The following is a 13,313-nucleotide window of genomic DNA, read 5'->3' on the forward strand; positions in this document are numbered from 1 at the left end:
TCACGCCTTCGATGACCGGATCGGGCGGGGCGGCGCGCAGAGTATCGAGCTCTTCCCACGACGAGAACGGCACGAGCGGCGAGAGATCGAAACGATCATGGGGGGCGCGGTCGATGATCTCGGTCAGCCGGTCGCGGCGATCGACATAGGTGCGGCCGCGGACGTCGTCGTCGCCATCGAAGAGCAGGTCATAGGTGCGGATGAAAGCGGGGTAATCGCCAAGCATCTTTGCCGTCACCGTCTTGCGGTTCAGGCGCTGCTGCAGGTCGGAGAAGGTGCGGGTCGGGCTATTGGAGCGGGCGGTGCCGCCGACCAGGAGCTCGCCGTCGACGACGCCGGAAAAATTGATCGCGTCGAGAATATCGGGAAAGGCGCCTGATATGTCGTCGCCGGAGCGGGAATAGATCTTGCGCCTGTCGCCGGAGCGGGAGAGCTGGACGCGGATGCCGTCCCATTTCCATTCGGCGGCATAATTCGCCGGATCGAGACTGGTCAGATCCCCCTCCTCCACCGCATTGGCGAGCATGACTGAATGGAATATCGCCGGTGTGGCCAGCACCGGTTTTTCGCCGCCACCCGCCAGCCATTCGAACAGCGTCTCATAGGGCGGCTGCAGGCCATGCCAGAGAGTTTCGATCTCGGTGACGTCCTTGTCGCCGAGATCGGCGAGCGCCTGCTTGGCAAGGCGGGCGGAAACGCCGATGCGCATGGCGCCGGTGGCAAGCTTGATGAAGGCGAAACGGCCGGACGAATCCAGCCGGTCGAGCAGATCGCGGACGTAGCTGCGCACTTCGGTGCGGCCGAGCGCATTCATGCCGGTGACGATCTCGCCGAGACGCGGCTGGGCAAGGGCCGAGCGGTCGATATCTCTCTCATTGTCCCAGACGAGCGAAATGGTTTCGGCAAGATCGCCGACATAGTCGTAGGAATAGCGAAACAGCACCTCATCCATGCGCTCCAGCACCAGCTCGCGCAGCATGGCGGGCTTGACGTTGCGCACCTCCAGCGTGCCGGCGATGGCGGCAAGGCCGTAGCCGCGGTCCGGGTCCGGCGTGTCGCGGAAATAGTCCGTCAGCAGCTTCAGCTTGCCGTTGCGGCTGGGGGTCAGCACCAGGCGGTCGAGGAGATCGGCGAAGGCTTTCATGGGTGCCTCCCACTGGCGTGAAGAGGCCCAAGGGGTACTCCCTCATTCCTGTCCTCGGGCTTGACCCGAGGGATGTCACAGGAATCCAGTGCGTCCAAGTCCTTGGACGCGGGAGGCTCTTTTCCGTTGCATGAGTCTTTCACCGCGCCGGCGCGCGGTGGCTGGATTCCTGTGACAAGCACAGGAATGAGGGAGCGAGAAATGCGTCGGGCGCAACGGGTTAGCCCCTCCCCCTTGTGGGGAGGGGTTGGGGCGGGGTTTTCAGCGACAAACTCCATCGTCAATCCCCCTCATCCTCGTAACCCACCAGATGCAGCGGCTTCGCCTTGATGCCCTGCAATTGGCACCAGCGCACCAGGGCCTCTTCGCGGCCATGCGTTACCCAGACCTCGGCCGGGTGCAGCTCTCGGATTGTTTCCGTCAGTTCCGGCCAGTCGCAATGATCGGAGATGACCAGCGGCAGTTCGACGCCGAGCTGCTTGGCGCGCTGGCGCACCATCATCCAGCCGGAGGCGAAGGCCGGCAGCGGCTCGTTGAAGCGCCTGGCCCAGCGATCGGCGAAGGCCGATGACGGGCCGATGACGACCGCACCCCTGAAGGCGGATTTGTCGCGGCTTTCGATTGTCGCCGGCAGCAGTTCCCCGAGATCGATGCCCTGCCCGATGTAATAGTCGCAGAGAGTTTCCATGGCGCCGTGGATATAGATCGGTTCGGCATAACCGGCATCGCGCAGCAGCCGGATGACGCGCTGGGCCTTGCCGAGCGCATAGGCGCCGACGAGATGGGTCCGCTCGGGAAATTGCCGCAGCGATGCCAAAAGCTTGCCAATCTCGTCCATCGGATCGGGATGATGGAAGACCGGCAGGCCGAAGGTCGCCTCGGTGATGAAGACATCGCAGGCAACCGGCACGTAGGCGGCGCAGGTCGGGTCGGGGCGGCGCTTGTAGTCGCCGGAGACGACGATGCGGGTGCCGTTCTTCTCGATGGCGATCTGGGCGGAGCCGAGCACATGGCCGGCAGGATGAAAGCTCACCTTGACGCCGTTGACCAGCAGTTCCTCGCCGAAGGCTGCCGCCTGCTCGCTGGCGCAGAAACCGTCGCCGTAACGCAAGCGCATGATGTCGAGCGTCTGGCGGGTGGCAAGCACGTTCACATGGCCGGGGCGGGCATGGTCCGAATGGCCGTGGGTGACGAGCGCCTGCTCGACGGGCCGCACCGGATCGACATAAAAGCCGCCTTCCGGGCAATAGAGCCCCTCGGGGGCGGGATAAAGCAGCGCATCAGGTCTCATGAAACGAGAGATAGCGGCAAATGGACGCGAGGCCAGAGGGCAGGAAGAAGGGACTGGCGAATGCGCCGCGGCTCAACTGCGGCGATCGTCACGATCCTATTCCATCGAGGAAGGATTCCACGGCGGCATTAAATTGCGACGGCCGCTGCAGCGGCGCGAAATGGCTGACGCCCGTGAGATAGATCATCTCAGCGTTCGGAATGCTGCGGGCAAGATATTCGGCATGGTCTGGCTTGATGAATTCGTCGTGCTCGGCAAGCACGATGGCGACCGGCACGCGGATCAGACCCAAGTCGGCGGCCTGATAATTCGGCTCCGTCCGCATCATCAGGCTGACCGCCTCGACGAAGGGATTAAAATCATCCGGCGTGGTGGACAATGCGGCATAGTCCTTGGCGTGCCGGCTGAAGCATCGGTCGATGACCGGAGTCGCGACGAATTCCCGCGTGCCGCTCGGATCCATGTTGCAGCCGAAGAAAAAGACGCCCTCGACCCGCGACGGCGCCGCCATGGCGAGGATCAGAGCGATGCAGGCGCCGTCGCTCCAGCCGATGATGGCCGCCTTGTCGAGATGAAGTTCGTCCATGACGGCGAGCACATCTGAAGCCATCAGCTCATAGCTATAAGGACGGGAATCGCGGGTGCTTCTTCCATGACCTCGGCTGTCGACAAGCACGACGCGGCGGCCGCGGCGCAAGAGTGCCGGGACCTGATAGCCCCAGTTGCCGCTGTGGCCGAGGCCGCCATGCAGCAGAATGACGGGTGGGCCAGAGCCATAGCTCGCATACCAGATACGGGCGCCGTCATGCGCGATATGACCGTCGACTGCCGCCGGCGGCAGCGGCGCGGCGCCGTGCGCTTCGAAATGGATAAGCTCGTCGTCGTCAAATTCCATAGCGATCAGACTCATTGTTGTCGCAGCATAGAAAAGCCGGAAAACAGCCCAAGAACAACCGGAATCGCTTTCTAGCACTTGCTCGTCGATGCAACCAGAGGGGGATCAACTTTGGGCAGGAAGCTTTTCTATTGCGCCGGGGCGATCGCGGTTGCAGTCGCCGGCATCTACCTCAACAATACCAGTCTGCTCGCCGAACATCGGCCGGGAAAGCCGGTGCTGCTTGCCCATCGCGGCATCGCCCAGCGGTTCGACGAAACCGATCTCAAGAACGACACCTGTACGGCGAGCCGCATGCTGCCGCCGAAACACGACTATCTGGAAAACACACTTCCGTCGATGCAGGCAGGCTTTGCCGCCGGCGCCGACATCGTCGAAATCGACGTGCATCCGACGACGGACGGGCAGTTTGCGGTTTTTCACGACTGGACGCTCGACTGCCGCACCGACGGGCATGGCGTCACCCGCGAGCATTCGATGGCTGACATGAAGAGGCTCGACATCGGCTATGGCTATACCGCCGATGGCGGCAAGACCTTTCCCTTCCGCGGTCGGGGCATCGGCATGATGCCGACGCTTGCCGAGGTGCTGTCCACCTTTCCGAATCGGCGCTTCCTCATCAACGTCAAGAGCCGCGATCCTTCCGAGGGCGAGAAGCTCGCCGCCGTGCTCAATGGGCTTTCCACTGAGCGACGGGCCGAGATCATCGTCTATGGCGGTGACGAGCCGATCGACGTGCTCCGCCTGATGGCACCCGATATCAAGACCGCCTCGCGCAAGAGCCTGAAGGGCTGCCTCACCGGCTATATCGGCTATGGCTGGACGGGCCTGCTGCCGGACGAATGCAAACATGCGATGATGCTGGTGCCGATCAATATCGCCCCGTGGCTCTGGGGCTGGCCGGACCGTTTTCTCAACCGGATGGCGGATGCCGGGACCGAGGTTTTCGTGCTCGGCCCCTATCGCGGCAGCGATTTTTCCACCGGCATCGATGACCCCGCGCAACTGGCGCGGCTGCCTGAGGACTATGCGGCGGGAATATGGACGAATGAGATCGAGGCAATCGGTAAGCTTGTGAAATGAGGTTCGTCCTCGGACATCGTTGAGGACGTGTCCGAGCTGTCTTCGAGATTACGCCGCTCATGCTTGATCTGCGGCCGCCTCAACACGGTCGCGGCCATGCTTCTTCGCCGCGTAAAGCGCCTGGTCCGTGGCCGCGACCAGTTCTGACGGCGTCGCAAATCGATCTGAGATGTTCGCCACGCCGATACTGACCGTCACGATCGCTTTGCTGCTTTCGCTGTGCGGGATTGCGCGCCGATGCAATGCCGAGCGCAGCATCTTGGCAAGCCGCAGCGCGCCATCCCTGTCTGTGCCGGGCAGCAGAATGGCGAACTCCTCCCCGCCAAATCGCGCAGCGAGGTCGCGGGGTCGCTTGGCAATCGACCTGAGGACCTCCCCAATCATCCTTAGGCAATTGTTTCCTTCGAGATGACCGTAGGTATCGTTGTAGGCCTTGAAGTGATCGACATCGATCAGCAACAGGCTGAGAGCGGATTCGGCCCGGCGCGCGCGCGCAAACTCTTCCGCGATCGCCTCGTTGAACATTCTTCGATTGGCAACACCGGTCAATGCGTCGGTGTCCGCCAGCCCTTTCATCTTCACGAGGCGCTTTTCTCGGTGACATCGCGGGGCGCGCCGGAAAGCCCGATCAGATCGCCGTGGCGGTTCCGCAACGGGACCCTTCGACGTCAGGAACCAGCGTTCCCGGCCATTCCCTTGGACGAGCGGTTCCTCGAAGTCGACGATGGATTCGCCGGTCGCCATGATCTCCTGTTCTCGAGCCGAAGCCAAGTTTCGCCTGGACCTTGGAAAGGCGATAGAGCTTGTAGTGCAGGTGCATCCACACCGAGATAACGAGCGAGACCGCAGCCACATTGCCTATCAACACTTGCCAGGGCACAATATCTTCCCCCTCATACGCACGATAACTTGCTGTAAATTTCTTGATGAAATCGGCATGCTGGCGCACTGCCGATCTCGGGGTCCGAGACCGCCAGCCGCCTCATGCGCGATCAGAACTCTTCCCACTCGCCTCCTGCAACCGCGGCATTCCCGTAAAAGGCGGCAGCCACCTTGGCCGTCCTTGCCCGGGCCGGCGACGTCACAGGCTTGGAGGCCGCAGTTACCGCGGTCGGGCGATATTGACGTTGCGCCGTGCAGCCGATGTTGAACTGACCCAGCAGCTGGAAAAGCGCATCAGCTTCTTTGGCAAGGCCATGGGCCGCGGCCGTCGATTCCTCCACCATGGCGGCATTCTGCTGCGTACCTTGGTCCATGGTGTTTACGGCCGTGTTGATTTCCTTCAATCCCGTCGCCTGCTCCTTGGAACTTTCGACGATCGCCAGAACATTGCCGTTGACTTGCTGAACCTGGGCGACGATCTCTTCCAGGGCCTTGCCGGTTTCGCCGACCAGGGTCACCCCGCTCTTCACATGCTCGTTGGAGGCGCTGATGAGCTCCTTGATCTCCTTTGCCGCTTTGGCCGATCTCTGGGCAAGCTCGCGAACTTCTTGCGCGACCACCGCAAAACCCTTGCCGGCATCGCCCGCGCGTGCCGCCTCGACGCCCGCGTTCAGCGCCAACAGATTGGTCTGAAACGCGATTTCGTCGATCACGCCGATAATATTGCCGATCTCCGCGGACGATGTCTCGATCTTTCCCATGGCATCGACGGCGTTGCGGACCACCGCGCCGGAGCGCTCGGCATTCTCGCGGGTGCTGCGCACCAGTTGGCCGGCCTCCTGGGCGCGGTTGCTGGAATCGGAGACCGTTGTGGTGATCTGTTCAAGGGCGGCTGCTGTTTCCTCGACGGAGGCTGCCTGCTGTTCCGTGCGCTTCGACAAATCGTCCGAGGCGGATCGAACCTGCTGGGCCCCGGCGGCAATGCCCGTTGCGTTCTGGGCCACGACCTGCATCGCAGTGCGCAGCTTGCTCACCGCCGCGTTGAAGTCGATCCGGAGTTTTTCCAGTGTCGGAATGAACGGTGTCGCGACTTCCTGGGTCAAATCCCCTGCGGACAGGGACGTCAGGGATGCCGCGAGCTGATCGACATTGCTGACGCGGGCAGTGACGTCAGTCGCGAATTTAACGACCTTGAAGACCTTGCCGTTCATGTCGAAGATCGGATTGTAGGAGGCCTGGATATAGATCTTTTTCCCGCCCTTGCCGATGCGCATAAACTCGTCAGCCACGAATTCGCCACCTGACAGACGCTCCCAGAACCGCTGATAATCGTCGCTGTTTGCGTAAGCGCTCTCGCAAAACATCGAATGGTGGCGCCCCTGGATCTCGGCAAGCTGGTAGCCGAGCGCCGACAGGAAATTCTCGTTCGCCGTCAGAATCTCGCCTTTCGGTGTGAATTCGATTACCGCCTGGGCCCGCGAAAGCGCGCTTATTTTGCCGGCATCCTCGGCGCTTTGCAGCTTCTGCTTCGTGATATCGGTGGCGAACTTCACGACCTTATACGGTTTTCCGCCACTGAAGACGGGATTATAGGAGGCTTCGATCCAGATTTCCTTGCCGCCCTTGCCGATGCGCTTGTATTGCCGCCGATCGAACTCGCCCCGGCTGAGCTTTGCCCAGAACTCGCGATAATCGGCCGACGAGGCTTCTGCCGGCTCGACGAACATCCGGTGGTGCTGGCCGACAATCTCGGACAGTTGGTAACCGAGCGCAGCGCAGAAATTGGCATTGGCCGTTAGAATCTTGCCGGTAAGGTCAAATTCGATGATGGCCTGCGACCTGCTCATCGCGGCCAGTACAGCCTTAGCATCCAAACCGAAGCCGAATCCTATCTTCGTCATGCTTTCCCCCTAACTCAACTCTGAGCGTGACTGCCGCGACCCATCGCGGGCTTGCGCTGGACGAGCAACCTGAAAATAAAATCCGATAAATTCTTTAAGCATCCATTAACCGGGCCATCGCAGAACTGGCCCCTGCATACCGCGGCCGCGCGAGAAAATAACAAAGTAGAATCAGCTATTTGTATGGGAGATGCCAGAAGGGTCGCTTTGGCAGAGGATCTTCCGGCGAGAATTTCGCGCGCGAACATAGCGCTTTTTTATCTCGGCCTGCTCCGGAAATTCGTAGCCACGTTTACTCTTTGTTAAGCACAGACTGCCCTTTATATTCGTGTTCCCGGCAGCCGGAGGCCTTCTGTCTTTCCCCTGCAAGAGCATATTTCACCGTCCTTCGAGCGTGTAGAATCAACCTCCGATACGAGCGGATAAGGTGGACACATCAGCCGCCAAGCGCCGGATACGACCGGCGATCGGAGAAAGTCATGATACTCGAGGCCGAGTTCAATCGAATTGAGGAAGTCGCCGCAGGCTTCAACACGCATTACGAAGTTTTCAAATATATGAAGGGCCTCACTCAGGATCTGGGAATGACTGCCTTCCTGATCATGACGCTACCCACGGTCGACTTCGTTGAAATAGGCGCAACAAAGATCATCACCAACTGGCCGGCGGAGATGATCGATTATTATGATGCGCATAACCTGATGGTCGACAGTCCGGTCATCCGCCGGATGCTGAGATCGACCAGCCCCTTCAACTACGATGTCGAAGCGATCAATACCAATCGTGGAGGAGGCAAGAAGTCCACGGTCATCGAGCTGTTCAACCGATACGGCATGGAAAAAGGGGCCTATTTTCCTGTTCACGATGCCGCGGGTGGACGCGGCGCCATGTCGATTTCGGGATCTCGGAATTTCAGCATGATCGAAATGGCGAAGCTGCTGTTCATCGCCACACTGATCTATGACCGGATCTCGCAGCTGACATTGAACGAGAAACACAAGCCCATCGAGTTTACGCCGAGCGAACTGGACTGCCTGAGGCTGACCGCCGGCGGCAGGAAGGGCAATGAAATTGCCAAGCTTCTCGATCTCACAGAAAATGCGGTCAACAATCACATCGGCAACGCGATCAGGAAGCTCGGATGTACGACAAGAACGCAGGCCGTCGTGAGCGCTCTGCGGCTCAATATCATTCGTGTTTAGAGATCGAGGCGATCGGCAGGCTGATGAAATAAGGCTCAGAGACTGCGTGCCCGCAGCAATGCCGGGATCTCCTCCGGGGAGACCGGTTTGGAGAAGCGGAAGCCTTGCGCCTCCTCGCAGTGCGCCTGGCGCAGGAAATCCATCTGAGCGTCGGTTTCGACGCCTTCGGCGAGAACCGAGAGCTTCAGCGTCTGCGCCAGCGAAATGACCGCCGAGGCGATGGCGACGGCGGTCTTGTCGCCCGGCAGGGCCTCGACCAGCGAGCGGTCCATTTTCAGGCGGTCAAAGGGGAAGGTCTTCAGCGCCGCAAGGCTGGAATAGCCGGAGCCGAAATCGTCGATCGACAGGCGCACGCCAAGCCCCCGCAGCGTTTCCATCATGGCAAGCGCCCGTTCGGCATTCTGCATCACCACGCTTTCGGTGACTTCAAGCTCCAGCCAGCGGGACTGCAGGCGGTGGCGCTCCAGCGCCTCGGCGACATGGGTTGCGAAATCCGGATCGGCGAACTGCTTGGCCGATACGTTGACGGCGATCGTCAGCGGCGGCAGGCCCATGTCTTGCCAAAGACGCGCCTGGCGGCAAGCCTCGTTCAGCACCCAGAGACCGAGGGGGACGATCAGGCCGGTCTCTTCGGCGAGCGGAATGAAATTGACCGGCGGCACCCTGCCCTTTGCCGGATGGTTCCAGCGCACCAGCGCCTCGAGCCCGGTGATGCGGCCGGTGGCGACATCGACCTGCGGCTGGTATTGCAGGAACAGCTGGTCGCCGGTGATCGCCTGGTGCAATTCCTCGTGCTCGCCAAGCGGCATTCCGACGGGCGTGCTGCCGCCCTCGTGATGTTGCAATGTGTTGCGGCCGAGTTCCTTGGCGCGGTACATGGCGCGGTCGGCATTGGCGAGAAGCTCTTCCGAGGTTGCGCCATCGAAGGGGAAGGCGGCAACGCCGATGCTCGAGGTGACGGTGATCTCGCCGTCGGCGCCGCGGATCGGCCGGTTGATCGCCTTCTGCAGCTCGCGAAGGCGGCGGGTGATGCCGGCATCGTGGCTCGACTGGTGGACGAGCACCACGAGGAATTCGTCGCCGCCGAGACGCACCACCATATCCGACGCCCTGACGCTATTGGCCATGCGGGCGGCAATCTCCTTCAGCACCTCGTCGCCGGCGGCGTGGCCGCGGCCGTCATTGATGTTCTTGAAATTGTCGAGATCGATATAGGCGACGGTCACCTTGCGATTGTTGCGCCGGGCCTGGTCGAGGATACTCGCCAGCCGCTCCTTCAGGAAGGCGCGGTTCGGCAGGCCCGTCAGATCATCATGATGGGCCATGAAATGAATGCGGTCGTCGACACGTTTGCGCTCGATGGCGATGCCGGCGATATGGGTGGCGAGCGCCACCAGCGTCATCTCGTGCTCGGTGGGACGGCGGACTTCCCTGGAGTAGAGCGCGAACGTGCCCAGCACATTGTTCTGCGAGGTGGCGATCGGCGTCGACCAGCAGGAGCGGAACCCGAACGGGGCGATCAACGCGCGAAAATCCTCCCAGAGCGGATCGCTCATCACATCCTCGACGATCACGGTCTGACCGCGCCACGCGGCGGTGCCGCAGGAGCCGACCTTGGGACCGATCGTGACACCATCGATGAGGCGGCTGTAGCCGCCGGGCAGATTGGGAGACGCGCCGTGATAGAGCCTGGTGCCCTCGCTGTCGAGCAGCAGCACCGATCCGTCGATCCCTGTCAGTTGCTCCTCGATCATCAGCACGAGCGCCTCGAGGATCATCGGCAACGGCTCGTTGCGGGCAATCATTTCGAGCAGGCTCGCCTGGCCGCGATGCAGATCCTCCTGGCGCTTGCGTTCGGTGATATCACGGGAAACGCCGATCAGGCCGACGATCTCGCCGCGATCGTTGCGCAGCGGTATCTTCGAGGTCAGCCGGCATATCGGTCTTCTGCTGCCGGGAAGGACGTAGGATTCCTCCATGTCGATGCGGGCTTCACCCGTCGTCATGATCTGCTGTTCGATATCGAAATGGTGGAGCGCCGTCTCGAAATCGAACAGGTCGAAATCGCGCTTGCCGGTGATCAGCGCAGCGCGCTCCAGACCAAGGCTGCTGGCGGTGACGGCATTGGCGAAGACGAAGCGGCTGTCACGATCCTTGACGTAGAGAAAATCCGGAAGTTCGTGGACGATTTCCTTGAGGCGCAGATTCTCGATGCCCTCGGAAAGGTGGTGGGCGGTCGATGCCATCATTGCCTCCGTCGCGGCGACGATACGCCGCGTTTCGGCCGTCAGGGCATCGGCTGATTCCCATCGCCTGGCACTCGGTTCGTACATGCCGCCATTCTCCCCGCCGGCCGAAGGCCGTATCCCGCACCCGTCATCAAAGAAATTCCCTTAAAAGTAGTCCTCATTTCCTTCGGCTTGCTTAAATGAAAGGGTGAACAAGACGACAATATAAGCGGCGATATCCTGCCGTCGGCCTCGGCCATAACGGCAATTTCGCCCGCCGTTGCCAAGCTTGTGCCAAAAGAATACTGCGCGCTTGGCACGTTTCCTGCTACGGGCGCGTTATGATTGGCACGTTTCCTGCTACGGGCGCGTTATGACAAGTGATCCCCGGATGCCCTCACGCCGCGATATGCTTCTATTCCTCGCTGCCTCGGCCGTTGCGGGAGGGGCATCGCGCGCCCTTGCCTCGCCGCTGACGGCAGCCGCTCAGCCCGATCTGCGCGGGGCGATCGACGCGGTGGAATATCGCGCCATTCCCGAAAGCGGCAACCGCAAGACCCGCAACCTGCAGCAGATGATAGAACAGGCGGCGCGCGAGAACGTGCCGGTCTTCCTGCCACCCGGCACCTACCGGGTCTCCGATCTCACTTTGCCGGACAATACGCGCATCACTGGTGTGCCCGGCGCCTCGCGGATCGTCTATACCGGCGAAGGCCACCTGTTTGCGGCCGAGAAGGTGCGGCGGATCGAGCTTTCCAATCTCGTCATCGACGGCGGCAACCGCTGGCTCGGCGACTATGCCGGCGGACTTTTGCAATTTACCGGCGTCGACGAGGTGCTGATCGACAATTGCGAGATCGGCGGCAGCCGCAAGCACGGGCTGCAACTGGAGCGCTGCGGCGGGCGGATCGAGCGCAGCCGCATCTCGGGAGCTGCCCAATCCGGGCTTTACGCGGTGGATTCCACCAACCTCTCGGTCACCGGCAACACGGTCTCGGATTGCGGCAATGGCGGTATCCTGGTGCACCGCTGGAAGAAGGCGGAGGACGGCACTGTCGTCTCCGGCAACCGCATCTCCAACATCCGCGCCAATGACGGCGGCACCGGGCAAAACGGCAACGGCATCAACATCTTCCGCGCCGACGGCGTGATGGTGGTGAACAACCAGATCTCCGATTGCGCCTTTACAGCGATCCGCGCCAATTCGGCCTCGAACATCCAGATCAGCAGCAATCAGTGCCGGCGTTCCGGCGAGACGGCGATCTACGTCGAATTCGCCTTCGAGGGCGCCGTCGTTTCCGCCAACATGATCGACGGGGCGGCAAACGGCATCTCGATCGCCAATTTCGACGAGGGCGGCAGGCTGGCAAGCGTCACCGGCAATGTCGTGCGCAACCTGACGCTAAAAGGCCCCTATCAGCACGAGGTCGGCTTCGGCATCGGCATCGCGGCGGAGGCCGATACGCTGATTTCAGGCAATGTGATCGAGGGCGCGCCGCGCTGGGGGCTGCAGATCGGCTGGGGTCCTTATCTGCGCAACGTCGTTGTGACAGGCAATGTGGTGCGCAAGGCGCCTGTGGGATGCGCGGTTTCGGTCGCCGATGGCGCCGGGACCGCCGTCATCACCGACAACATCTTCCAGGAGACCGCCGAAGGGGCGGTTTTAGGATTCCAATGGGATAAGAAGGTCTCCGGCGAGATGGCGGGCGGCGGCACGCCCTATGCGCAACTCACCGTCGAGCGGAACCGCGTCTCCTGAGGAGCACGTCGTCATCCACGGTCAATTTCCATCGGTTATCGCGCCTGATAGGTGCCGGTGACGGTCGCTTCCTCCAATGTGTGTTTCTTTGCCTCTGCCCACATCACGCCTATGCCGGCGGCATCGGGAATCGAAAGTGTCGGCACGTCGAGAGCAGCGAGGCGGAAGATATAGCGATGCGGGGGATCGCCGGGCGGCGGTTGCGGGCCGTCATAACGGGCGTGGCCGAAATCATTCTGATAGAATCGCGGCGCGTGCTCCGGCGCCGTATCGGCACTTTCGTCAAGAGCAGTCCACTCAGCCGGGATGTTGGCGATCCCGCAATGGCGGAACGTGCCATGAGGGGCGTCCGGATCCTCGACCACCAGAGCGAAGCTCCTGGTTTTGTCAGGAGCGCCGCTCCAGGCCAGCGGCGGGAAGAGGTTCTCGCCCGTTCGCGCATATTTCGCAGGGATCGGCTGGTCTTGGGCAAAAGCTTTGCTGATCAATGTCAAAGCCATGACGTTCTCCTTCCCTCTCAGGGGCGACCGCTTCCCTTTTTATGCCCGCTTTCCTGATTGCGGCCGCGCACAATGCTCCGATCCTCGTTTCCGGAATCGGTGCCGGTCTTCAGATCGCTTCCTTTTCGATAAGCTTCTTTCGCCTGTTCATTGCGGTGCAGATCCGCCGCTGCGTCGAAGGCCTCGTCGGCATTGGCGGTTTTCTCGCGTTTTTCGATGATGCGAAGCTGCTGTTCATGCGTCTTCTTCCCCGTCATGACATTCTCCTTTCGTTGCAGGTGTATGTTTTGGGGTGCGGTTGATCGCTGTGGACACCTTGGGGGTTCCAATCTCCGAGTCGAACCCGCTGGCGTTGCCATTGTTCCTACGAAACTGCAGGAATTGTGCTTTGATCTTTGCGGGCGGGGGAAGTGCATCTGAACTGAGCC

General features: G+C 61.3%; 10 protein-coding genes and 1 pseudogene. 3 read left to right on the forward strand and 8 right to left on the reverse strand.

The window, feature by feature from the left end; translation table 11 throughout:
• The 3 genes and pseudogenes from FY112_RS30325 to FY112_RS30340 all read right to left on the reverse strand — a co-directional run.
• A pseudogene (locus FY112_RS30325) lies at nucleotides 1-1,144 on the reverse strand (cisplatin damage response ATP-dependent DNA ligase); the annotation flags it as partial.
• 280 nt (nucleotides 1,145-1,424) lie between these two features.
• Nucleotides 1,425-2,435 (reverse strand): ligase-associated DNA damage response exonuclease, encoded by a 1,011-nt coding sequence (locus tag FY112_RS30335; protein WP_017959550.1) that lies wholly within the window; start codon nucleotides 2,433-2,435, stop codon nucleotides 1,425-1,427.
• An 88-nt stretch (nucleotides 2,436-2,523) separates the two neighbouring features.
• On the reverse strand, nucleotides 2,524-3,330 hold the full coding sequence (locus FY112_RS30340) for an alpha/beta hydrolase (protein ID WP_017959549.1): 807 nt from the start codon (nucleotides 3,328-3,330) through the stop codon (nucleotides 2,524-2,526).
• 111 nt (nucleotides 3,331-3,441) lie between these two features.
• On the opposite strand from FY112_RS30340, the gene FY112_RS30345 reads away from it, so the two are divergent.
• Complete coding sequence (locus FY112_RS30345) at nucleotides 3,442-4,413, forward strand: glycerophosphodiester phosphodiesterase family protein (protein ID WP_131630561.1); 972 nt, start codon at nucleotides 3,442-3,444, stop codon at nucleotides 4,411-4,413.
• 57 nt (nucleotides 4,414-4,470) lie between these two features.
• On the opposite strand, the gene FY112_RS30350 is transcribed toward FY112_RS30345, so the two are convergent.
• Nucleotides 4,471-5,157, reverse strand: a complete 687-nt coding sequence (locus FY112_RS30350) for a GGDEF domain-containing protein (RefSeq protein WP_245512223.1) — start codon at nucleotides 5,155-5,157, stop codon at nucleotides 4,471-4,473.
• A 248-nt stretch (nucleotides 5,158-5,405) separates the two neighbouring features.
• Entirely contained in the window at nucleotides 5,406-7,196 is a 1,791-nt protein-coding gene (locus tag FY112_RS30355) for a PAS domain-containing methyl-accepting chemotaxis protein (protein WP_151519995.1), read from the reverse strand.
• Between the two features lie 479 nt (nucleotides 7,197-7,675).
• Between FY112_RS30355 and FY112_RS30360 the strand changes: the two genes are divergently transcribed.
• Complete coding sequence (locus FY112_RS30360) at nucleotides 7,676-8,398, forward strand: LuxR family transcriptional regulator (protein ID WP_017959545.1); 723 nt, start codon at nucleotides 7,676-7,678, stop codon at nucleotides 8,396-8,398.
• Nucleotides 8,399-8,433: 35 nt separating this feature from the next.
• Here the strand turns inward: FY112_RS30360 and FY112_RS30365 are convergent, their stop codons facing one another.
• On the reverse strand, nucleotides 8,434-10,731 hold the full coding sequence (locus tag FY112_RS30365; RefSeq protein ID WP_017959544.1) for an EAL domain-containing protein: 2,298 nt from the start codon (nucleotides 10,729-10,731) through the stop codon (nucleotides 8,434-8,436).
• Between the two features lie 286 nt (nucleotides 10,732-11,017).
• On the opposite strand from FY112_RS30365, the gene FY112_RS30370 reads away from it, so the two are divergent.
• The gene (locus tag FY112_RS30370; RefSeq protein WP_151520051.1) at nucleotides 11,018-12,385 is read left to right on the forward strand and encodes a TIGR03808 family TAT-translocated repetitive protein; all 1,368 of its coding nucleotides are present in this window, start codon (nucleotides 11,018-11,020) and stop codon (nucleotides 12,383-12,385) included.
• Between the two features lie 35 nt (nucleotides 12,386-12,420).
• Here the strand turns inward: FY112_RS30370 and FY112_RS30375 are convergent, their stop codons facing one another.
• Both FY112_RS30375 and FY112_RS38195 read right to left on the reverse strand, forming a co-directional pair.
• The gene (locus FY112_RS30375) at nucleotides 12,421-12,885 is read right to left on the reverse strand and encodes a YbhB/YbcL family Raf kinase inhibitor-like protein (RefSeq protein ID WP_151519996.1); all 465 of its coding nucleotides are present in this window, start codon (nucleotides 12,883-12,885) and stop codon (nucleotides 12,421-12,423) included.
• A 17-nt stretch (nucleotides 12,886-12,902) separates the two neighbouring features.
• The gene (locus tag FY112_RS38195; RefSeq protein WP_065279281.1) at nucleotides 12,903-13,142 is read right to left on the reverse strand and encodes a hypothetical protein; all 240 of its coding nucleotides are present in this window, start codon (nucleotides 13,140-13,142) and stop codon (nucleotides 12,903-12,905) included.
• Nucleotides 13,143-13,313 lie beyond the last annotated feature (171 nt).

The sequence above is a fragment of the Rhizobium sp. PEPV16 genome (assembly GCF_008919455.1).
Taxonomy (GTDB): Bacteria; Pseudomonadota; Alphaproteobacteria; order Rhizobiales; family Rhizobiaceae; genus Rhizobium; species Rhizobium leguminosarum_Q.

Coding starts and splice junctions, on each gene's coding strand:
- FY112_RS30335 (WP_017959550.1), bottom strand. CDS start 2,435: ATGAGACCTGATGCGCTGCTTTATCCCGCCCCCGAGGGGCTCTATTGC.
- FY112_RS30340 (WP_017959549.1), bottom strand. CDS start 3,330: ATGGAATTTGACGACGACGAGCTTATCCATTTCGAAGCGCACGGCGCC.
- FY112_RS30350 (WP_245512223.1), bottom strand. CDS start 5,157: ATGGCGACCGGCGAATCCATCGTCGACTTCGAGGAACCGCTCGTCCAA.
- FY112_RS30355 (WP_151519995.1), bottom strand. CDS start 7,196: ATGACGAAGATAGGATTCGGCTTCGGTTTGGATGCTAAGGCTGTACTG.
- FY112_RS30360 (WP_017959545.1), top strand. CDS start 7,676: ATGATACTCGAGGCCGAGTTCAATCGAATTGAGGAAGTCGCCGCAGGC.
- FY112_RS30365 (WP_017959544.1), bottom strand. CDS start 10,731: ATGTACGAACCGAGTGCCAGGCGATGGGAATCAGCCGATGCCCTGACG.
- FY112_RS30370 (WP_151520051.1), top strand. CDS start 11,018: ATGCCCTCACGCCGCGATATGCTTCTATTCCTCGCTGCCTCGGCCGTT.
- FY112_RS30375 (WP_151519996.1), bottom strand. CDS start 12,885: ATGGCTTTGACATTGATCAGCAAAGCTTTTGCCCAAGACCAGCCGATC.
- FY112_RS38195 (WP_065279281.1), bottom strand. CDS start 13,142: ATGACGGGGAAGAAGACGCATGAACAGCAGCTTCGCATCATCGAAAAA.